Raw genomic sequence first — 20,501 nt, forward strand, 5'->3', positions numbered from 1 at the left:
CCGCCTCCTTGTAGCGTGCCACCTGCTCAGGAAGGACGTTCGCAGTGAGCGCGATGATCGCCCCCCCGCCCCCCTCCCCACCGAGAGCGCGGAGGCGGCGGGTGGCCTCGAGACCGTCCATTTCGCCCATTTGAATGTCCATGAAGATCACGTCGTAGCGGCGGCTGCCGACCATCGCGATCGCGGCGCTGCCACCGTCGGCGAGGTCGACCTCGTGGCCGGCCCGGGTCAGCATGGTCTTGCACAGATCGCGATTCATCTCGACGTCGTCCACCACCAGGATCTTGAGGCTGCGGCCGGCCTCCACCAGCGTTTCGCTCCTCTCGATGTCGAGCTCGGCGGCGATCGGTAGTTCGATCTCGAAATAGAACGTGCTCCCGCGGCCGGGCGCGCTGTCGATGCCGATCTCGCCGCCCATCGCCTGAACGATGCGCTGCGAGATCGCGAGGCCGAGCCCGGTGCCGCCGTATTTGCGGGAGATCGTCTCGTCGGCCTGACTGAAGCGCTTGAACAATCCCTTCTGATCCTGTGCCGAGATGCCGATGCCGGTGTCGGTGACGGTGATACGCAGCCGCGCACGATCGCCGACGCGCGACAGGCAGGCGACGTTCAATTCGACGGAGCCGGCCTCGGTGAACTTGACGGCATTGTTGAGCAGATTGAGGAGCACCTGTCGCAGGCGCGCACCATCGCCCATCAGAACCGCCGGGATTTCGTGCGCGTCGACCCGCAGTTCAAGTCCCTTCTTCTCGGCCTTCCGCTGGATGATCGACATGCAGTTGTCGATCAGTTGCTCGACGTAGAGCGGCTTGCTTTCCAGCGTCACGCCGAGCGCCTCGATCTTCGAGAAGTCGAGGATGTCGTCGATGATCACCCGCAACGAGTCGCTGGCTTCGAAGATCCGTATCACCTGCCGACGGGTGTCCAGCGCCAGCGTCTGGTCTTCCAGCACCAGATCGGCGTAGCCGATGATGCCGTTGAGCGGGGTGCGGATCTCGTGGCTCATATTGGCGAGGAAATCCGCCTTGGCGGCGCCGGCCTTCTCGGCGCTGGCGCGCGCGGCCTTCAGTTCGTTCTCGTATTTGAGCTGCTCGGTCAGATCGACCGCGATTCCGAGGACACCGAGATCGGTCCCGTCTTTCGTCCGCAGCCGGCTGAGCGTCAGCCGGACGGGAATCCGGCCCCCCTCCGCGTTGATATAGGTCCACACCGCGGTGTCGGGATCGCTGCGCGCGAGGCGCGCACGCAGCACGCCGAGATTCGAGCCGACATCGACCCCCTCCTGCCGCAACGCGTCGGCGCGCGCGGCGAGTTCATCGGGATCGTGAAACAGCATCGCGGTCGCCCGGCCGATCAGATCCTCGGCCTCGTAGCCCAGCATCCGCTCGGCCGCCGGATTGAACAGCGTAATGGTGCCGGTGACGTCGGTGGCGATCACCGCATAAGCGGCGCGTTCGAGGATGGCGGACTGCAGTGTGAGCGTCTTCTCGAGCTGCGCGGTGCGCTCGGCGACCTGCCGTTCCAGCCAGGCGTTGAGGTTGCGGATCTTGTGTTCGGCCGCCACCAGATCGGTGATGTCGCGCGCGGCGGTCGCGATGCCGATCAGTGAACCGTCTTCGCAGCGGATCGGCGAGACGCTGACGGCGACGTCGACGGGATCGCCGTTGCGTTTGTTGCGCTTGGTCCGGAAATGGCTGACCTTCTGTCCATCGCGGATGTCGGCGAAGATGCGGCTTTCCTCGTCCCAGAGCGACTCCGGAACGATCAATTCGGTCGTCGGCCGGCCGATCGCCTCTTCGGCGGAATAGCCGAACAATCGCTCGGCCGCCTTGTTCCAATCGACCACCGTGCCGTCGACCGATTTGGCGATGATCGCGTCGTTCGAGCTTTCGAAGATCGCCGCCAGCCGCGACCGTGCGATGTCGTGCTCGGCGCGGCGGGCCTTATACGAAATCTGCAGATTGACGAGCGAGGTGAGCAGAAATCCGAGCGCCAGCGTGACGGTGAAGCCGAGCCACGGGCTCGGCAGACTCAAGGAGTTCACGAACGGCGGCAACGCCCAGATCTGGATGTGCCAGGTGCGGCCGTAGACCGCGAACGAAATCTCGCGTGCCGGCAACGACATCCCAACGTCCTGCGGCCTGCCGACGGTGTGAAACGGCGCTCCGCCATCGTCGGTCAGTGTAAACCCGAACGCGCCGGTGGCGCTGTGGAGGTCCGCCAGGATCTGGTAGATGTCGATCGCGGTGAAGGCCCAGCCGATCAGCGCCCGTCGCCGCTGCTCCTCGGTCGCGATCGGATCGCCGGTGCGATACACCGGCAGCAGAATCAGCACTCCGCTGTCCATCCCGCTGATCGGTAGCAGTTCGATCGGCGCCGTCATCGTCGCCTCGCCGGTCGCCGCCGCCGCATCGGCAGCCGTCTTGCGGCTGCTCTCCGAGGCCAGATCGATGCCGTACGCGACGGCGTTGATGTGGCTCGGCTCAAGGTAGGTGACGAGGTATCGCGTACCGTCGTGCGGGGCCAGTTGGGAGACCTTGTAGGTCGGCTGACCGCCGGCGCGCCGCTGCGCGACGAACGCCGCCACGTCCTGCGGTTCGACCGGACGGACGAAGCCAAATCCGCGGGCGCCCGGGAACTCCCGGAGAAAGTCGCGCGTCTCGGCGTAGCGATGAAAGGTGTCGAAGCTGATCGACTCGCCGCCGCTGGCCACCACGACGCCGCGCGCGGCCAGCAGTCCGAAGCGATAGCTGCCGAGATTGTCCTCGAGCTGATCGGTGAGATCGGCGGCGAGCGCATCGAACTTGCGCGCCACGGTGCGGACATTCTGCTCCGCGACCCCATAGGCGACGAGGGCGCTCAACAGCGCGCTGGCCACCGTTCCGACGACCATCCCGACCAGCCACCGCCGCTGCGCCGCCCGCTCGCGCGCGACCGGCTGCGAGACCTTGGGTGCGGACGCTCCTGGGGACAGGCCGGCAACCATCGGTGTCAGAGCTTCACGGCAGCAATCGGCTCGGCCGAGCAATATTGCTGGATCGCATCGAACAGCTCGCTGACGTCGAACGACTTCCTGAAGATGCCGACGGCGCCGGGATAGCCCAGCATCTCTCGCTTGAGCTGCTTGGCAGTGGTCTCGTCGAGCTCCCTTCCGCTGATGACGATGACCGGGATCTGCGCCGTGGCGCGCGAGCTCCGCAGCCGCATGATCAGAAACTCCGCGTCGCCTTCGGGCATGTAGTAGTCGGTGACGACGACGCTGGGATAATGGCTGGCGGCGAGCCGCAGGGCACGGGCCGCATTTGGCGCGTACAGCACCTCGATGCCGAGCTTCTTCAGGCGGCTGGAGAGGAACTGGGCGACCTGCTCGTCGTCGTCGACCACCAGCACGCGCGGATTGCTCGGCACGGCGTCCGGCATCGTCGCAAACGGCCCGATCTGCTCGGCGATCGCTTCGGCCATGTGCGGAAAGATCTCCATGAGGGCCTGACAGATATCCTGCCAGAATTGCTCGCGCTTGCAGGCGTAGAACAGCCCCATCGCCTCGCAGTGCTGCAGCGTTTCGTCGCTCGGGGTGCCGGTGACGATGATGACGTCCGCCGAAAGGCCGCCCGGTTCGAGCAGATGGTACGAGGCGGTGAGCCCGTCGAGCTTCGGCATGTTGATGTCGACGATGATCAGGTCGGGCGAGCTGCGTCTGGCCTTCAGCAGCATCTGCAGGCCGTTGGTCGCGGTGTCGACCTCGAACCCCATCTTCCTGCAGCGGGTCGACAGCGCCGCCAGAACGGCAGGATCATCGTCGGCAATCAGGATCACGGGCGCGTTCATACGGCTCTCCAAATCGCGATGATCAATCCGGTCGCGGGCCGCTGTTCCGATCGAGCAATTCGAGGAGGCCATCCAGCCCTGCAAGCGTGTCGGCTCGGGCGACGCCGTCGGGCGTCATATGTGCGATCCCGTCCTCGACCGCTGCCGCAGCATCGCTGATCGCTCCGAAGCCGTAGATCCCCGCGACACCGACCAGCTTGTGGACGACGTGCCGCAAATCGTCCGGCGCGCCGCCGGCTTCGAAGGGTCCGCGCAACTCCCGGAGCAACGCGGCATCATCTTTGAAGCGATCCCGGATTCCGATCTCCGGCGCCGGGCCGGCGTCGTCGACCGCGGATGCCGCGAGCGCCAGATATCCGCGCACGCTGCCGATCAACTCCCGCAGATTGAAAGGCTTTGCGATGATGCCGGACGCGCCGAGCGCTTTGAAATCGGCGATGTCCTCGAATCTGCCACAAGCGGTGGTGAACACGACCGGGATGCCCATGGTGAGCGGCCGATTGCGCAACTCCCCCAGCAACTGGAGACCGTCGACCTCGGGCATCGAAACGTCGCTCAAAATCAGATCCGGCAGCCATTCGGCAGCGGCGCGCATCCCCTCCTCGGCGGAGAGGCACCCTCTGGTCTCGAGCGTCGGATCACGTGACAGCACCGCCGCAACAACTTTCAGCATCGCCGGATCGTCGTCGATATGCAGAACACGACTCTTCACACGACCTCCCTATCCGACACCCGCGCCGGTCCTGCCGTGACAAACAACCTCTCCGACCCGCATCGACCCAACGCCATGACGACCACCACAACGAGCCCCATGACGGACCCCATGACGAACCCCACGACGACCACCATGATAGTTAGCTCGCTAACATACCGTTTAAGTGACCTCGATTCTCACTCGATGGAAAGCACCCCGGCCAGTTACTCGGTATTGCACGTAGTTACGTACTAATTTCGACATTACTCGGAACTCTACGAAGCCCCCTCCCCGTACAATCCACACTCCGCCAGACGACGCACACGCCGGACCACACCCACCGAAGCGACCGCACCCGACCCGCAGCGCCATCGACGCAACTAATCGAATCGACGCGCCCGCAACGCAACTAATCGATTCGCCGCAGCAGTCGACGACACACACGCGCACGCAATCCGGCGCGCCTCTCCGACACGACACAGACCTGCGGTTCGAGATCAGCCGAAACCAACGCACGGCAGCTATGGCGCTGATACGCAAGCCGCCGGGCACGCCGATCGATGTCCGATCACCGTCCACCTCGACATCGTCGAACGCCCGATCGGCGCCTGCCGTGCCGGACGTGCCGCCGGTGCGGACGACACAGCGCGTTCGGTCAAGGTTGACCCTCCGGAGCGAATGACCGAAACTTGACCACCGCCACGCATGCAGTCGTTGTTCGATGAGTCGACAATTCAGGACCGTCTCGATCCGCCAGCTCCGCGCGCTGGCGGCGTTGGCAGAGACCGGCAGCATCACCGCGGCGGCAGTCAAATTGAACCTGACGCAGCCGGCCGTGACACTGCAGCTCCGCAATCTGCAGGCGCTCGCCGATCTGCCGCTGATCCAGCGCAGCAGTGACGGAATGCGGCTGACCGACGCCGGGCGCGAAGTGCTGGCGCTCAGCGAGCGGATCGAGGCCGCGATCGCCGCGTGCGAGACCTCGCTGGAGATGATCGCCGGCAAGACCGCGGGACGGATTTCGATCGGCGCGGTGTCGACCGCGAAGTACTTCGTGCCGTTCGCGATCTCGGGCTTTCTCAAGCGTCATCCGAAGATCGACGTGCATCTGTCGATCGGCAATCGCCAGGAAATCGGCGCCGAGCTGCGCAACTACGAACTCGACATCGCCATCATGGGACGTCCGCCGGTCGATCTCGAGGTCGACGTCCACCTGATCGGCGACCATCCACACGTCGTCATCGCGCCGACCGCGCATCGGCTGGCCCGCAAGGACGGCATTGCGCCGGCCGAACTGGCGAGCGAGACCTTCGTGACCCGCGAGCCCGGCTCGGGCACGCGCAGCCTGATGGAGCAGTTCTTCGGCGGCGCCGGAATCAGCCCGGCGATCGGCATGGAGATGACCAGCAACGAGACCATCAAGCAGGCGGTGATCGCCGGGCTCGGCATCGCCTTCATCTCGGCCCACACCGTCGCCACCGAGCTCGACGAGCGGCGGCTGGTGATTCTGGATGTCGAAGGATTGCCGGTGGTGCGGCAGTGGTTCGTGGTCAGTCGTCGGGACAAGGTGCTGCTGCCGCCGGCGCGGGCGATGCTCGACTTCCTGAAGGCCGAAGGCCCGCAGTTCCTGCCGCGCACCCACGGCCGGCTACGGCTGACCCGGCCCTCGCCCCGCGGCAAGCGCGGCTGAACGGAGGGTGCCGGTGGCTCTGATCCGCTGAGCCCGGCCTTTCACCGTCGTGGATCTCGAAGCTCGGCTGTGCGGAAACGCCCCCCTCGGCTGGATTGCTGCGCAATCCGGCCACTTCGCGCGCACAGGGAGAAGCCCGGTGCGGGCAGCCACGGGCAAAAGCACCTCGTAGAGACAAAAGCGCGCGCCTTGCGGCGCGCGCCAGTCTTGCTCGGGTAGATCGGTGAACGACTCAGGCGGCCTTGGCGAGGCCGACCCGTGCCCAGATTTCGGCGAGCGCCTGCACCAGATGCTCGATATCGGCGTCGGTGTGCTGCGGCGACGGCGTGATCCGCAGCCGCTCGGTGCCGCGCGGCACGGTCGGATAGTTGATCGGCTGCACATAGATGCCATAGCGGTTGATCAGCTCGTCGCTGATCTGCTTGCACAGCACGGCGTCGCCGACCATCACCGGCACGATGTGGCTCGGGTTCGGCATGTGGGCGACGCCGACCTGGTCGAGCCGCATCCGCAGCCGGGCGACGCGATCCTGATGGCGATCGCGCTCGGCCGAGCTCGAGCGGATGTGGCGAACGCTGGCCAGCGCTCCGGCGGCGACCGCCGGCGGCAGCGAGGTCGAGAAGATGAAGCCCGAGGCGAAGCTGCGGACGAAGTCGCACAGCGCCGCCGAGCCGGTGATGTAACCGCCGACGATGCCGAACGCTTTCGCCAGGGTGCCTTCGATCACGGTGAGGCGGTGGCTCAGTCCCTCACGGTCGGCGATGCCGCCGCCGTTCGGACCGTACAGGCCGACGCCGTGGACCTCGTCCAGATAGGTCATGGCGTTGTGCGCGTCGGCGACATCGCAGATTTCGGCGATCGGCGCGATGTCGCCGTCCATCGAATACACCGACTCGAACGCCACCAGCTTCGGGGCGTGCGGATCGAGATCGGCGAGCTTGCGCTCGAGATCGCGCGGATCGTTGTGGGCGAAGATCCGGGTCTCGCTGCGGCTGTGCCGGATGCCCTCTATCATCGAGGCGTGATTCAGCTCGTCCGACAGGATCACGCAGCCGGGCATCCGCGACGCCAGCGTCGACAGCGTCGCCCAGTTCGAGACGTAACCGGAGGCGAACAGCAGACCGGCTTCCTTGCCGTGCAGTGCCGCAAGCTCCTGCTCCAGCAGCACGTGATAGTGGTTGGTGCCGGCGATGTTGCGGGTGCCGCCGGCGCCGGCTCCGCAGGAATCCAGCGCCTCGTGCATCGCGCTCAGCACCGCCGGGTGCTGGCCCATGCCGAGATAGTCGTTCGAGCACCAAACTGTGACTTCGCTGATGCCTTCGGGCCGATGGTGAGTCGCGCGCGGGAACGAACCCGCGTGGCGCTCCAGGTCGGCGAACACGCGATAGCGACCCTCGCGATGGAGGCCTTCGATCTGCCGCTTGAAATAGGCTTCGTAGTTCATGACGTCCTCCCGTTGAGCGTCGCGGCGGGTTCTGCGACCCGAGCCGATGCCAAGCCGCTCCGGGGATGTTGCTCCAGGAAGGTCTGGCGGAACTGGTCTTCCAGCCGCTGCCGGGCGCAAACCTGGCGCGCCTTCGGCTGCGCCTCCTCGGCGCGGGCGGTGGGAACGACGACGAGCTGCGGTGCGGAGCGAGTCTCGACCGCGGCCTGAGAGTCGGCGTGCTGCGAGGAGCCCTGCGCGGACGCAGCAGCGATGGTGGCGGAGGGGTTCTGTTCCATGACGATGTTCTCCGGCGAGAAACCTGGACGAATGCCCCAGCTCCACAGCGTGATGGCAGGCAGGGGCAGCAGCATGAACCAATGCTCGACGACACCGAGCGCAAACAGCGTCGACACCAGCGTCAGCCCGACCACTTCAAACGGCGTATCGGCGACTTCCACAATGCGCTGGATCATAACCACCAGCACCGCAGTCGCCAGCGTCACCGAAATCGGGAAGAACGCGCTGACCGGCTTGCGGGCGAAATAGGTCTTCAGGAACTGGACGGCATCCGGCATCAGCTCGTCATTGGTGACGGGCACGCCGAGGAACAGATTGATCTTGGCGCTCTGGCGCAGCACCCACAGCGCCACATAGGTCCACAGCCCGACCTGGTTCTCGGCGCCGAGCGTGACCAGAAGCACCACGCCGCCGCAAGCGAGCAGGCAGATCTCGTGATAAAGGATTGCCTGCAACGCATAGCTGAAGCGCACGAAGCCCTTGGCGCCGGGCGGGCACGGCTCGGCCCGCGGGCCGGTGAGCCAGCCCGACAGGAAGGCGATCTCCTGGGCGCCCCACAGGAAGATGATGCAACTGAACGCCATGTAGGCCGCGCCGACGCTGACGTCGTTCGCTGTCACCGACAGGCCGCACAGCGCGATGATCAGCATTCCCCCGGCACACACCGCCCGCAGCAACTCCGAGCGGCCGACGCTGCCGACCAGCAACAACACCGCCCCGGTGGAGAACCACCAGACGAACGCCGCGAAGATCGGTGGGCCGAGGTAGCTGATCATCGGACCGTCCTCCTCACCACGCCGGACGCAGGCCGATGACGCGCGGCAGTTCGTTGCGCTTGGCCGGGAGCAGGAACAGGCGAGCGAACGCCAGCGCCGCCGCGGCGGCATGGAACGGACGTTTCATCCTGCCGAGCAGCCCCTGGCTGTGGCTCTTCTCGATCTTCTCGGCGGCGATGCGGATCCGTTCGAGGTTCCTGAGGAAGCGCGGATCGTCGAGGTTGATCATCACCGGAAACACCTGCTTGGAGATCTCGGTGGTGACGCGGAACACCTGCATGTCGTAGTCGGTGGCGTCGACTCCCAGCGCCTCGTAGAACGCCGGCCGCATGTGGTCGCGGACGTACATGGTCGCGAACACCGCGAGCAGGAAGAACCGGATCCACAGCTTGTTGACGCCGGACAGCAGCGACGGGTCGGCGCGCATCAGAAGCGCGAACGCCTCGCCGTGGCGGAACTCGTCGTTGCACCAGCGCTCGAACCATTTGAAGATCGGGTGGAAGCGGCGCTCGGGATGGCGCTCCATCTGGCGATAGATGGTGATGTAGCGGGCGTAGCCGATCTTCTCCGACAGATAGGTCGCGTAGAAGATGAACTTCGGCCGGAAGTAGGTGTATTTCTTGACCTTGGTCAGGAACGACAGGTCGACGCCGATGCCGTGATCCTTGAGGATCTCGTTGATGAAGCCGGCGTGGCGGGCCTCGTCGCGGCTGAGCAGACCGAACAGCTCGCGGATTTCCGGGTTCTTGATCCGCTTCTTGATCTCGGAATACAGCACGCAGCCGGAAAATTCGGCGGTCAGCGACGATACCAGGAAGTCCTTGAATTCGGCGCGCAGCTCGGGCGGCAGCTTGTCGAGGTCGCTCTCGATGAATTCGTCGGTCTTCTTGAAGTGCGACTTGTTGTAGTCGGCACGCAGCTCGTTCATCATCGTATTCCATTCGGAACGAACGAGGCTGACGTCGAGCTTGTCCATCGCGGCGTAGTCGGTGGTGTAGAACCGCGGGGTCAGAATGGTGTCTTGCTTGGCGATTTCGAGGCTGTCGATGCTGCCCTTGATGTCTGGTCGCGATCGCACTGCGCCCTGGGCGCCGCCCTCCATTGGAATCATTGAGCCCTCCCGGTCGAAAAGCTGACTTCGTACAGTTCGGTCAGTTCACGGTAGCCTTCGAACCGCGCACGGATCTTGTCGAGAAGACCGGCACGGACCACGGTTGCGGTGCGACGAACGACCAAACGTTCGCCGAAGTCGACGTGGGTCGGCGCATCGTGAACCAGGACCTCGTCGCCGGGTCCGATTTCGATATCGCCGTCGAGGACGACGTGTGCATGCAGGGTTTCCGAGGTCTGTTCGATCTCGACCGTGCAGGGGACGTCGAAGCTCGTGCGTTTCCCTAGTCCGAACATGCTTATTTCGAAGCGCCTTTCCCGGTGGGGTCCTGATTATTGGAGGTGGTTTGGTCCGCGCCGTCGCCGGCGGGCATCAATTGTGCGAAGGCGCGCAGATTGTCGGCGCCGAACGCGTTGAGGTCGATCACCTTCTTGGTGACCGGATCGGTCAGCGTGTACTGCCCGTTGACGTAGCGGGCGAGCTGGAACGACGGCGTCGAGCCGATGCCGGACTTCTGGCGCTCGCGCGCCATACCGTGCATCACGACCCGCACGAACCCGGACTGGCCGGGCTGCAGCGACGCCACGAGCTGCCGGTCGGCAGAACGATACACCAGCACCGCACCGTCGGGACTGTCTTCGAAGTTCAGGTCGAGGCTTTCGACCATCGCCGGCGGCGTCATTTTGGAATGACCGATGCCGGTCAGGCTGGTGGTCGCCGCCGCGGCGATCGTGAACAACACGACCGCCGCAGCCGCGATCAGGACACCCTTCGGGACATTGAGATTGTGCGCGGCCTCGCTCATCTCGATCTCCGGTTCAGGCTATTGCCGTTGCGGTTGAACTCGGCAGCGGACCGTCTTCCGGGCCGCTGCTGGTGGATTGCACGATCGCCACCGCGGAGCTGTCGGTCTGCGCCTTCACCGCCTCGGCGAGCTTGGCGGCGACGGCGGCGACGTCCGGAACCGAATTCAGCATCGGTTCGGGATTGTTGATGTACCAGGGCCGCACGTGCGGCCACAGCAGGACGTAGGATGCGCGCCTGTCGTCGATGACGCGCAGCGGAATGTCGCCGCTGCCGTCGCGATTGCGGCGGAGGTCGGCGTTGGCGATCCGGGTCAACGGAATGTTGATCGTGATCGGCAGCGCCACGCCCATCTGGATCAGGACGCGCTTCGAGGTGATGGTGTAGCAGGTCGCGCGCCGGAACAACCAGACCAGCAACGCGAGCAGCCCGAGGCCGATCGCCGCCGGGATCAGAAGCGTCGATGCCGAGATCAACGCTTCCGCCGGCGACTGGCCGTTCGACCAGTACGACCAGGACTTCCACACGATCAGCAGGGCGAAATAGATCGCCACCGCCCGCATGTGGAAGGACCTGATGGCCAACCCCTTGTAGGTCGGCTTCCCCTGCCAGATGACGCGCTCTCCCTCCGGCAAGGGCGATGGAAGCTCACGAAACTGGCTGGGGACGTCGGTCATACCAGAGACTCCGAACGCAGCGGCGTGGCGTAGAGGGTGCCGGCGCCGTAATACGCACAGATCTTGTCTTCTTCGAGCTTGGTGACCTGATCGCTCTTGGCGGTGGTCGGGACGCCGGCGAACTGATCGCCACGGATCGCGTCGACCGACACCCGGCCCGACGGATCGTTGATCAGCGCGAACGGCACCGGGAGCAGCACGCGCTTGCGGCTCTTGGCGACTTCCACCTCGAGGTAGCGGGCGAGCACTTCGGCGCGGTCGACCCAGACTTCGGTCACCGTACCGCCGACCACGCCGTCGCAGCCGATCACCGGCATGCCGATCGGATTCGGGTCACGCGGATCGAGGAACATGCCCTTGGCGGCACGCAGCGGCGCGATCGCCGGCAGGTTGTCGAGGGCGAGCTCCGGAACGTCGGCGCGCTGCGCGTAGGAGCCGGGGCCGACGCCGTCGGCGAACGGGTTGCCGGTCGGCACGAACGGCGCACCGGGCCACGGCGCCGACGGGGCGAGCGCCACGTTCGGGCGGTCGTTGCCGGTCGACGGCACGGTCTTGGTGGCACCGCCACGCAGCAGGTAGGTCTTCGGATCCGGCGGCGCAGGCACGCCGATCTTCGCCAGCCGGGTGCCGCTGCCGCTGTCGGCGACCAGCGGATAGCCCTCGCGCTTGTCTTCACGGCGAAGATAGAACAGCAAGCCAGCGAAGAAGATCCAAAATACGTACAGGGTAACCTGCGCTAAGTCCAAATACGCTCCGGGTTGCATGGGACAGACCCCTTCCTCTTAGTTAACTTGGAAATTCGGCTAGGCCGAATTTGGCTGACGACTGCGCGTAGTCCGTTCGTGTCGTGCGCACGAGCGGACCGACCGCAACCAGCGTTGCAAACAGCAACGCGATCTCGATGTAGTAGACGAAGCAGTAACCGATGGCCGGCCCCGACAGCACGGCGCCGAGCGCGCCGTCGCTGGCGAGAGCTGCGACGGCATCGCGAATGCCGCCGCCGAGCAGGATGCCGCCGCCGGCTGCGGTCGCCTGCACTGCGCCCCAAGTGCCGAGCGCCATTCCTGAATCACTGCGGGACGCCACGGCCATCGCGGCCGTCAAGGTGCCGGCCGCGAACAGACCGCCGCCGAATCCGATCAGCGCGGTGCCGATCCGGAACAGCACCGCCGATTGCGCCGGCGCCGACATCACCACCGCGGCGAACGCGAACATGCCGATCATGGCGCCGAGGCCGGCGAGCCGGTACGGATCGCCGCCACGGCCGAGGGTCCGCGCCGCCAGCGCGAATCCGCACAGCGTGCCGATCGCAAAGAACGCGGTCAGCGCCGTGGTCTGCCCCACGCTGAGCTGCAAAACCTGGGCGCCGTAGGGCTCCAGCAGAATGTCCTGCATCGAAAAACCGGCAGTGCCGAGCGCGACCGCCACCAGCATCCGGGTCGAGCCGCCGGCGTTGCGGAACTGGGTCCAGGATTCGGCAAACTGCGGTCGCGGCCGCGCCGCCGAGGTCAATTGCGGGTTGCGAGCTTCCTGCTTCCACAGCGCCACGATGTTGAGCCCGAGCTGCAGCACGGCGACGCCCTGGATCACCTGGATCAGCCTGAGCTCGCTGAAGTCGTGCAGCAGTTCGCTGAAGATCAGCGCGCTGCCGGTCATCCCGACCAGCAGCATCACATACAGAAACGCGACCACCCGCGGCCGCGACACTTCCGGCGCGATGTCGGTGGCGAGCGCGAGCCCGGCGGTCTGAGTGGTGTGCAGCCCGGCTCCGACCAGCAGAAACGCCAGAGCGGCGCCGATCTGGCCATACACCGCCGGATAGGCGCCCTCGCCCGACAGCACCAGCAGCGCGAACGGCATGATGGCGAAGCCGCCGAACTGCAGCAGCGTTCCCATCCAGATGTACGGCACCCGGCGCCAGCCGAGCACAGAGCGATGGTGGTCCGACTTGAAGCCGATCAGCACCCGGAACGGCGCGAACACCAGCGGCAGCGACACCATCAGCGAGACCAGCAAGGTGGTGACGCCGAGCTCGACGATCATCACCCGGTTGAGGGTGCCGTTGAGCAGCACCACCGAGGCGCCGACCGAAACCTGGAACAGCGACAGACGCAGCAGACGACCGAGCGGAAGCTCCTTGGTCGCCGCGTCGGCGAACGGCAGGAAGCGCGTACCGAGACGCATCCAGCCTTTCGCCAATGTCGCTGCGAGTTGGCTCATCGTCGAACCATCTCCAGGGCCTGCGAGGTGTAGAAGCCGGACGACACCCGATGGGTGCGGCCGGGCTGCCATTGCGCCAGCAGCGGCTCGGCCGCAACCAGACCGCGCAGCGTCTTTTCGCTGATCGGCTCGATCGCCGGCGCGCGGTCGGCACGCGGGAAGAAGCCGCCGACGAAATGCATCAGCGTCAGCAGCGGCGTCTTCGGCGCGAACGTCACCGCCATCGACTGCCGGGTGCGCGACGCCAGCGTCGCCAGCATCCGGCAGATGTCGTGCGGCAGATAGTGGATCAGCGAGTCCATCGCGACCACGAAGTCGAACTCGCCGAGTTCGGGGTCGAGCATGTCGCCGGAGCGGAAGTCGATCGCGGCCGGATCGATGTCGGCCGGCAGGCGCTCGCGCGCCACCGCCACCAGCGTCGGCGACAGGTCGATCGCGACGACCTTGGCACCGCGCCGCGCCGCCTCGATCGACAGCGCGCCGGTGCCGCAGCCGGCGTCGAGCAGCCGGGTGCCGGTCATGTCGGCCGGAAGCCACGACAGCAGCGTGCCCCGCATTTCGTCGCGGCCGGCGCGCACGGTGGCGCGGATACCGCTGACCGGCGCATCCGACGTCAGCTTGGCCCAAGTGTCGGCGGCGGTGCGATCGAAATAGGTTTCGAGCTCGCCGCGTCGCTCAATGTAGCTGCCCAACGCCATCAATCAAATCCCAAGAGATCAAAGATGTCGCGATCCTTCAGCGGCTTGCCCTGGACCGGGGGTTCCTTCGCCTCCCACAATTCGGTAGCGAGCCGAAGATATTCATTTTGCACAGCTTCGATTTCTGCGGTGTGATCCATCTCAAAAAGTGTCATCTTTTTCAGACGGCTCTTCCGGATGACATCGAGGTCCGGCAGATGCGCGACGCGCTGGATACCGGTGCGTGCGCCGAACTTGTCGATCTGGTCGGTCTCGCGGCTGCGATTGGCAATCAGTCCCGCCAGCCGCACGCTGTAGTTCTTCGACTTCGCCTGGATCGCCGCGGCGATGCGGTTGGCTGCGAAGATCGAATCGAAGTCGTTGGCGGCGACGATCATCGCCCGCTCGGAATGCTGCAGCGGCGAGGCGAAGCCGCCGCACACCACGTCGCCGAGCACGTCGAAGATCACCACGTCGGTGTCTTCGAGCAGATGATGCTCCTTGAGCAGCTTGACGGTCTGGCCGACGACGTAGCCACCGCAGCCGGTACCGGCCGGCGGGCCGCCGGCCTCGACGCACATCACGCCGTTGTAGCCCTCGAACACGAAGTCCTCGGGGCGCAGCTCCTCGGAGTGGAAGTTCACCGACTCCAGGACGTCGATCACCGTCGGCATCAGCTTCTTGGTGAGCGTGAAGGTCGAGTCGTGCTTCGGATCGCAGCCGATCTGCAGCACGCGCTTGCCGAGCTTGGAGAACGCCACCGACAGGTTCGACGAGGTCGTGCTCTTGCCGATGCCGCCCTTGCCGTAGATCGAGAACACCTTGGCGGAGCCGATCTTGACCTCGGGGTCGAGCTGGACCTGGACGCTGCCCTCGCCGTCGCCCTCGGCGCATTTGCCCGCATTGATGTCGGCGCAGCCCGAGGTCTTCAGCTTCAGGGGGTCAGTCAGGATGTTCATGCGGCCACTCCCACGCCTTCCAGGCGATCCTCGAGCTCTTCGCCTGCCTTGCGCAGGGTCTCGAGCATTTCCGGGTCCGGAGACCAGTAGTTGCGTTCGTGCGCTTCGATCAGGCGGTTGGCGACTTTCGCCGAAGCCACCGGATTGAGCGCGGCGAGGCGTGCCCGCATTTCGGGATCGAGCACGAAGGTTTCGGTGAGCTGCTTGTACACCCACGGGGCGACTTCCCCCGTCGTTGCCGACCAGCCCATAGTATTTGTCACGTGCTCTTCGATCTGACGCACGCCTTCGTAGCCATGCTTGAGCATGCCCTCGTACCACTTCGGATTCAGCATCCGGGTGCGAGTTTCGAGCGCGACCTGCTCCGAGAGCGTCCGCACCGTGCCGGCGCCGCGGGTCTGGTCGCCGATATACACCGGCGCAGCCTGGCCGCCCTTCGCCTTGCGCACCGCGCGGCTGATGCCGCCGAGCGTGTCGAAGTAATGATCGACCGTGGTGACGCCGAGCTCGACCGAGTCGAGGTTCTGGTAAGCCAGATCGACGTCGGCGAGCGCGCTCTTGAGCAGTTCGGCGTGCTGCACCGGCTGCCCCTTGAGACCATAAGCGAAGCTCTTGCGCTTGGTGTAGGTCTCGGCGAGTTCGTCCTCGTCTTCCCAGCGGCTGTTCTCGACCAGGTGGTTGACGTTGGAGCCGTAGGCGCCGTCGGCATTGCCGAACACCCGCAGCGAGGCCGTCTCCATGTCGCATTTGTGCTCGGCCTGGTAGGCCAGCGAATGCTTGCGGATGAAGTTCTGCTCGGCCGGCTCCTCGGCGCTCGCCGCCATGAAGGCGGCTTCGGCGAGCAGCTTGATCTGCAGCGGCAACAGGTCGCGGAAGATGCCCGACATGGTGATGATCACGTCGATCCGCGGCCGGCCCAGCTCTTCCAGCGGGATCAGGTCGGCGCCGGCGAGACGGCCGTAGCCGTCGAACCGCGGCCGGGCGCCCATCAGCGCCAGCGCCTGGCCGATCGGCGCGCCTTCGTTCTTCAGGTTGTCGGTGCCCCACAGCACGATCGCGACGGTCTCGGGCAGCGGATTGCCCTCGGCGACGTGCTTGTCGATCAGCCGCTGCGCCTGCTTGGCGCCGTCCTGCAGCGCGTAGGCGGACGGGATCCGGAACGGATCGAAGCCGTGCAGATTGCGGCCGGTCGGCAGCACCGCGGGCGTGCGCAGCAGATCGCCGCCCGGCGCCGGACGGATGAACTTGCCGTCGAGCGCCCGCAGGATCGCGGCGAGCTCATGGTCTTCGGCGAGCAGCTTGTCGATCCCGGCCAGCTCCTTGAGCATGTCGAGATTGGCCTGCGCTTCCGGACCGTTGCCCGACAGATGTTCGGGATGGCCGCCGCGCACCAGCGCTTCGAGCACCGACTTGTCGGGGCGCTTGCCGTGCATCGCATCGGCGACCGCTTCCAGCGTCTCGACCCGTTCCTCTTCCGACGGCACGTTGCCGACGACGTGGAGGCCGTGCGGGATCAGCGCGTATTCCATCTCGAGCACGGCATCGGCCAGCTTGGCGATGGTCGTCCCCGCCTCTTCGGCGGTCCAGGCCGGCTCGGCGGCGGCGAGATCGAGGCCGGCTGCCTGCGCCTGCACCAGCGTCGCCAGATTCTCGCGTTCGGTTTCTTCCTCCGGCGTCAGCCCGCGCCAGCGCTCGATCGAGGATTTCAGCTCGAGCAGCCCGCGATACAGGCCGGCATGCGCCACCGGCGGCGTCAGATAGCTGACCAGCGTCGCCGCCGACCGCCGCTTGGCGATCGCGCCTTCGGACGGGTTGTTGGAGGCGTACAGATACATGTTCGGCAGATCGCCGATCATGCGGTCGGGCCAGCAGGTGCCGGACAGGCCGGTCTGCTTGCCGGGCATGAATTCCAGCGCGCCGTGGGTGCCGAAATGCAGCACCGCATGGGCGCCGAAATCCTGCTTGATCCAGCGATAGAACGCCGAGAAGGCGTGCGTCGGCGCGAACCCCTTCTCGAACAGCAGGCGCATCGGGTCGCCTTCGTAACCGAACGCCGGCTGCACGCCGACGAACACGTTGCCGAAGCGTTCGCCGAGAATGAAGATCGAGGAGCCGTCGCTCTGCTGCTTGCCGGGCGCCGGACCCCACTGCCCTTCGATCTCGCGCAAATAACGCTCGGCCTTGACGTGATCGCCGGCCATCACCCGGGCGTGGACGTTGGCGGTCGAACCGAACCGCGCCGCATTGCCGGTGATGATCGCCTCGCGCAACGCATCGACGCTTTCCGGCACCTCGACGGTGTAGCCCTCGGCCTTCATCGCCTTCAGCGTGTTGAACAGCGACTCGAACACGCCGAGGAACGCCGCGGTGCCGGTGTTGCCGGCATTCGGCGGGAAGTTGAACAGCACCGCCGCGATCTTGCGGTCCTTGCGTTCGCTCCGCCGCAGCGCGATCAGCCGCGCGGTGCGCGAGGCCAGCATCTCGGCGCGCTCGGCGCAGACATACATGTCGCCGCCGCTCTCGTTGCGGTCGAACTTGCAGAACTTCTCGCAGCCCGGGCAGGCAATGTCGCCGCCGTCGGAGCGGCCGCCATAGACCATCGGGTTGGAGCAGCCGTCGAGCTCGGGGATCGCCACCATGATGGTGCTCTCCACCGGCATCAGACCGCGATCGGACGCGGCCCATTGCTCCAGCGTCTGAAACTCGACCGGATGCGCCGACAGATACGGCACGTCGAGCGCGGTGAGGATGTCTTCCGCCGCCTTGGAGTCGTTGTAGGCCGGGCCGCCGACCAGCGAGAAGCCGGTGAGCGACACCACCGCGTCAACTACCGGACGGCCGTTCTTGATGAAGAATTTCTCGATCGCCGGGCGCTGATCGAGGCCCGAAGCGAACACCGGAATCACGCGCAGGCCCTTGGCCTCGAACGACTCCAGCATCCCGTCATAGTGACCGGCATTGCCTGCGAGCAGATAGGAGCGCAGCAGCAGCACGCCGACAGTGCCCTTGGCGTCGGCCGGTCCCGGCGGCAGCTTGTCGACCGTCTCGGCGATGCGGCCCTTCATCTTCGGGTGATAAACACCGATATCGGCGTAATCGAGCGGCGGCTCGACCTTGGCGACGCCGCGCAGTCCCTTGCGCGGGCCGCTGGCGTAGCGATCGATCAGCAGCCGCACCATGTTGGCGATGTTCTGCTCGCAGCCCGCTAGCCAGTATTGCAGCGTCAGGAAGTAGGCGCGCATATCCTGGGCGGTGCCGGGCACGAAGCGCAGCAGCTTCGGGAGCTGCCGCAGCATCTTCATTTCGCCCTTGCCGGCGCTGCCTTCGGTCTTTTTACCACGCAGCTTCTTCAGCCAGTTGATCATGCCGAGCGCTTCGGCGCTCATGTCGAACTTGCCGATACGGGTGAGCTTCACCACCTCGGCGGCCGACATGCAGCACACCAGCGCGTCGCAATCGTTGCGGCGCGCCTGCAGCGCCGGCATCACCGCGCGGACGTGATCGTCCATGAACAGCATGGTGGCGATGATGATGTCGCCGGTGGCGATGTCGGCGAGACAGCGCTGCAATGCGTTGACGTCGCCGCCCCACTCGTCGGCGGAATGCACCGTCAACTCGATACCGGGATAATCCTTGCGCAGCGCGTTGCGGGCGCGCGCAGCGGCTCCGGACAGGTGGCTGTCCAGTGTGACGATGACGACCCGGACCGGGGTCTTGTCAGCGGGCGAAGTGCGCTTTGGCATCGTACAAGGTCTCGACAGTAATGGTTGCGACACCATTCTCGTTGGCGAAGCGCTCGGTATTCCGGCGAGCCTTGCCGCGGACGAAGAACGGTATCTTCAGCAGTTCCTTTTCGGCTTCCGGTGCCCACACAGCCCCCGTGGGGGCGGGTGCGGTCGGAGCCGGCTCAGATGCTGCACCGTCGAGAACCGGCGCGCTTTGCGGCAGCGCAACGGCGACCTCCGCCACAGCAGGCGCCGAAGCGGGTGCGTGGCCAGTGCCGAGATGCGACGGCAGCGCGCCGTCCTTGAATTCGAAATCGTCCTTGAACATCGCCAGAAGATGCTCTTCGAGGCCCATCATCAGCGGATGAACCCAGGTATCGAAGATCACGTTGGCGCCTTCGAATCCCATCTGCGGCGCATAGCGCGCAGGGAAATCCTGAACGTGCACCGGCGCCGAGATCACCGCGCAGGGCACGCCGAGGCGCTTGGCGATGTGGCGCTCCATCTGGGTGCCCAGCACCAGTTCCGGATGCAGTTCGGCGACCTTGGCCTCGACCTCGAGATAGTCGTCGGTGATCAGCGCCTCGACGCCGTATTTCGCCGCCGCCTCGCGAACGTCGCGGCCGAATTCGCGGCTGTAGGTGCCGAGGCCGACCACCTTGAAGCCCAGCTCTTCCGACGCGATCCGCGCCGACGCGATCACATGGGTGGCGTCACCGAAGATGAAGACGCGCTTGTTGGTCAGGTAGGTCGAGTCGACCGAATGCGAGTACCACGGCAGTCGCGTCGACGCTGCCGCCAGCACCGGCTCCGGATCGACGCCGGCAAGGCCGGCGACTTCGCGCACGAATTCGCGGGTCGCCGAGACGCCGATCGGAATCGTCTTGGTGAACGGCTGATGGAAGATCCGCTGCAGCCACGACGCCACCTGCGAGGCGACTTCCGGATACAGCACCACGTTGAAATCGGCATCGCCGAGCCGGGTCAGATCCGCCGGCGTCGCGCCCATCGGCGCCACCACATTGACGTCGATCCCGAGCTGAGCGAGCAGCCTGGTGATCTCGGCGACGTCGTCGCGGTGGCGGAAGCCGAGCGCGGTCGGGCCGAGCAGATTGCATTTGGCGCGCTGCCCCGCCGGGCGGTCGGGCCGCTTGGTGCCGGGAGGCGGCGCCTTCGGTCCGGCGATGGCGCGCACGAGCTGATAGAACGTCTCGGACGCGCCCCAGTTTTCCTTGCGCTGATACGCCGGCAGATCGATCGGGATCACCGGGATCGAGAAACCGAGCGACTTGGCGAGCCCGCCCGGATCGTCCTGGATCAGCGAGCCGGTGCAGGAGGCACCGACGATCATGGCCTGCGGCTTGAAGCGCGCATAAGCGTTGCGGGCCGCGGTCATGAACAGCTCCGCCGTGTCCTTGCCGAGATCGCGCGCGGCGAACGTCGTGTAGGTCACCGGCGGCCGCTTGTTGCGGCGCTCGATCATCGTGAACAGCAGATCGGCGTAGGTGTCGCCCTGCGGAGCGTGGAGCACGTAGTGCAATTGCTCCATGCCCGTCGCGACGCGCATCGCGCCGATATGGGGAGGGCCCTCATAGGTCCATACGGTAAGCTGCATGG

At 65.8% G+C, this 20,501-nt stretch carries 16 protein-coding genes; 1 reads left to right on the forward strand and 15 read right to left on the reverse strand.

Annotated features, from left to right (window positions below; translation table 11 throughout):
• The 3 genes from DU475_RS04420 to DU475_RS04430 form a co-directional block, all read right to left on the reverse strand.
• The coding region (locus DU475_RS04420; RefSeq protein WP_164630900.1) for a PAS domain S-box protein at positions 1-2,986 on the reverse strand (2,986 nt) is incomplete at its 3' end.
• Between the two features lie 5 nt (positions 2,987-2,991).
• Positions 2,992-3,828, reverse strand: coding sequence for a response regulator (locus DU475_RS04425; RefSeq protein ID WP_013503627.1), 837 nt, complete (start codon positions 3,826-3,828; stop codon positions 2,992-2,994).
• 22 nt (positions 3,829-3,850) lie between these two features.
• Positions 3,851-4,540 (reverse strand): response regulator, encoded by a 690-nt coding sequence (locus DU475_RS04430; RefSeq protein WP_013503628.1) that lies wholly within the window; start codon positions 4,538-4,540, stop codon positions 3,851-3,853.
• Between the two features lie 703 nt (positions 4,541-5,243).
• On the opposite strand from DU475_RS04430, the gene DU475_RS04435 reads away from it, so the two are divergent.
• Entirely contained in the window at positions 5,244-6,212 is a 969-nt protein-coding gene (locus tag DU475_RS04435) for a LysR family transcriptional regulator (RefSeq protein ID WP_047309885.1), read from the forward strand.
• A gap of 232 nt (positions 6,213-6,444) precedes the next feature.
• Here the strand turns inward: DU475_RS04435 and hemA are convergent, their stop codons facing one another.
• Genes hemA through bchB form a run of 12 tightly spaced genes read right to left on the reverse strand, consistent with a single transcriptional unit; the run spans position 6,445 to position 20,499 of the window.
• Positions 6,445-7,656, reverse strand: coding sequence for a 5-aminolevulinate synthase (gene hemA, locus DU475_RS04440; protein ID WP_047309886.1), 1,212 nt, complete (start codon positions 7,654-7,656; stop codon positions 6,445-6,447).
• A complete protein-coding gene (gene puhE, locus DU475_RS04445; RefSeq protein ID WP_013503632.1) occupies positions 7,653-8,711 on the reverse strand; it encodes a putative photosynthetic complex assembly protein PuhE in 1,059 nt (352 codons plus the stop codon). The genes hemA and puhE overlap by 4 nt, the downstream gene beginning before the upstream one ends.
• Before the next feature lie 13 nt (positions 8,712-8,724).
• Positions 8,725-9,822: a magnesium-protoporphyrin IX monomethyl ester (oxidative) cyclase gene (acsF, locus tag DU475_RS04450; RefSeq protein ID WP_164630902.1), complete on the reverse strand. Its 1,098-nt coding sequence runs from the start codon at positions 9,820-9,822 to the stop codon at positions 8,725-8,727.
• Entirely contained in the window at positions 9,819-10,118 is a 300-nt protein-coding gene (locus tag DU475_RS04455; protein WP_013503634.1) for an O2-dependent cyclase accessory protein, read from the reverse strand. The genes acsF and DU475_RS04455 overlap by 4 nt, the downstream gene beginning before the upstream one ends.
• 2 nt (positions 10,119-10,120) lie before the next feature.
• A complete protein-coding gene (gene puhC / locus DU475_RS04460) occupies positions 10,121-10,627 on the reverse strand; it encodes a photosynthetic complex assembly protein PuhC (protein WP_013503635.1) in 507 nt (168 codons plus the stop codon).
• Positions 10,628-10,640: 13 nt separating this feature from the next.
• A complete protein-coding gene (puhB, locus tag DU475_RS04465) occupies positions 10,641-11,303 on the reverse strand; it encodes a photosynthetic complex putative assembly protein PuhB (RefSeq protein ID WP_013503636.1) in 663 nt (220 codons plus the stop codon).
• Positions 11,300-12,067 (reverse strand): photosynthetic reaction center subunit H, encoded by a 768-nt coding sequence (puhA, locus tag DU475_RS04470; protein ID WP_013503637.1) that lies wholly within the window; start codon positions 12,065-12,067, stop codon positions 11,300-11,302. The genes puhB and puhA overlap by 4 nt, the downstream gene beginning before the upstream one ends.
• A 22-nt stretch (positions 12,068-12,089) precedes the next feature.
• Entirely contained in the window at positions 12,090-13,523 is a 1,434-nt protein-coding gene (locus DU475_RS04475; RefSeq protein ID WP_047309889.1) for a BCD family MFS transporter, read from the reverse strand.
• Entirely contained in the window at positions 13,520-14,221 is a 702-nt protein-coding gene (gene bchM / locus DU475_RS04480) for a magnesium protoporphyrin IX methyltransferase (protein ID WP_013503639.1), read from the reverse strand. The genes DU475_RS04475 and bchM overlap by 4 nt, the downstream gene beginning before the upstream one ends.
• Positions 14,221-15,159, reverse strand: a complete 939-nt coding sequence (gene bchL, locus DU475_RS04485; protein ID WP_142882156.1) for a ferredoxin:protochlorophyllide reductase (ATP-dependent) iron-sulfur ATP-binding protein — start codon at positions 15,157-15,159, stop codon at positions 14,221-14,223. The genes bchM and bchL overlap by 1 nt, the downstream gene beginning before the upstream one ends.
• Positions 15,156-18,902, reverse strand: a complete 3,747-nt coding sequence (locus DU475_RS04490; protein ID WP_164630904.1) for a magnesium chelatase subunit H — start codon at positions 18,900-18,902, stop codon at positions 15,156-15,158. Before DU475_RS04490 ends, bchL begins: the two co-directional genes overlap by 4 nt.
• On the reverse strand, positions 18,877-20,499 hold the full coding sequence (gene bchB, locus DU475_RS04495; RefSeq protein WP_164630906.1) for a ferredoxin:protochlorophyllide reductase (ATP-dependent) subunit B: 1,623 nt from the start codon (positions 20,497-20,499) through the stop codon (positions 18,877-18,879). Before bchB ends, DU475_RS04490 begins: the two co-directional genes overlap by 26 nt.
• Positions 20,500-20,501: the final 2 nt, after the last annotated feature.

Source organism: Rhodopseudomonas sp. WA056, assembly GCF_010906995.1.
Lineage (GTDB): Bacteria > Pseudomonadota > Alphaproteobacteria > Rhizobiales > Xanthobacteraceae > Rhodopseudomonas > Rhodopseudomonas palustris_G.

Excerpts from the sequence above, each read along its gene's own strand:
- DU475_RS04425 (WP_013503627.1), bottom strand. The coding sequence starts at position 3,828 with ATGAACGCGCCCGTGATCCTGATTGCCGACGATGATCCTGCCGTTCTG.
- DU475_RS04435 (WP_047309885.1), top strand. The coding sequence starts at position 5,244 with ATGAGTCGACAATTCAGGACCGTCTCGATCCGCCAGCTCCGCGCGCTG.
- hemA (WP_047309886.1), bottom strand. The coding sequence starts at position 7,656 with ATGAACTACGAAGCCTATTTCAAGCGGCAGATCGAAGGCCTCCATCGC.
- puhE (WP_013503632.1), bottom strand. The coding sequence starts at position 8,711 with ATGATCAGCTACCTCGGCCCACCGATCTTCGCGGCGTTCGTCTGGTGG.
- acsF (WP_164630902.1), bottom strand. The coding sequence starts at position 9,822 with ATGATTCCAATGGAGGGCGGCGCCCAGGGCGCAGTGCGATCGCGACCA.
- DU475_RS04455 (WP_013503634.1), bottom strand. The coding sequence starts at position 10,118 with ATGTTCGGACTAGGGAAACGCACGAGCTTCGACGTCCCCTGCACGGTC.
- puhC (WP_013503635.1), bottom strand. The coding sequence starts at position 10,627 with ATGAGCGAGGCCGCGCACAATCTCAATGTCCCGAAGGGTGTCCTGATC.
- puhB (WP_013503636.1), bottom strand. The coding sequence starts at position 11,303 with ATGACCGACGTCCCCAGCCAGTTTCGTGAGCTTCCATCGCCCTTGCCG.
- puhA (WP_013503637.1), bottom strand. The coding sequence starts at position 12,067 with ATGCAACCCGGAGCGTATTTGGACTTAGCGCAGGTTACCCTGTACGTA.
- DU475_RS04475 (WP_047309889.1), bottom strand. The coding sequence starts at position 13,523 with ATGAGCCAACTCGCAGCGACATTGGCGAAAGGCTGGATGCGTCTCGGT.
- bchM (WP_013503639.1), bottom strand. The coding sequence starts at position 14,221 with ATGGCGTTGGGCAGCTACATTGAGCGACGCGGCGAGCTCGAAACCTAT.
- bchL (WP_142882156.1), bottom strand. The coding sequence starts at position 15,159 with ATGAACATCCTGACTGACCCCCTGAAGCTGAAGACCTCGGGCTGCGCC.
- DU475_RS04490 (WP_164630904.1), bottom strand. The coding sequence starts at position 18,902 with ATGCCAAAGCGCACTTCGCCCGCTGACAAGACCCCGGTCCGGGTCGTC.
- bchB (WP_164630906.1), bottom strand. The coding sequence starts at position 20,499 with ATGCAGCTTACCGTATGGACCTATGAGGGCCCTCCCCATATCGGCGCG.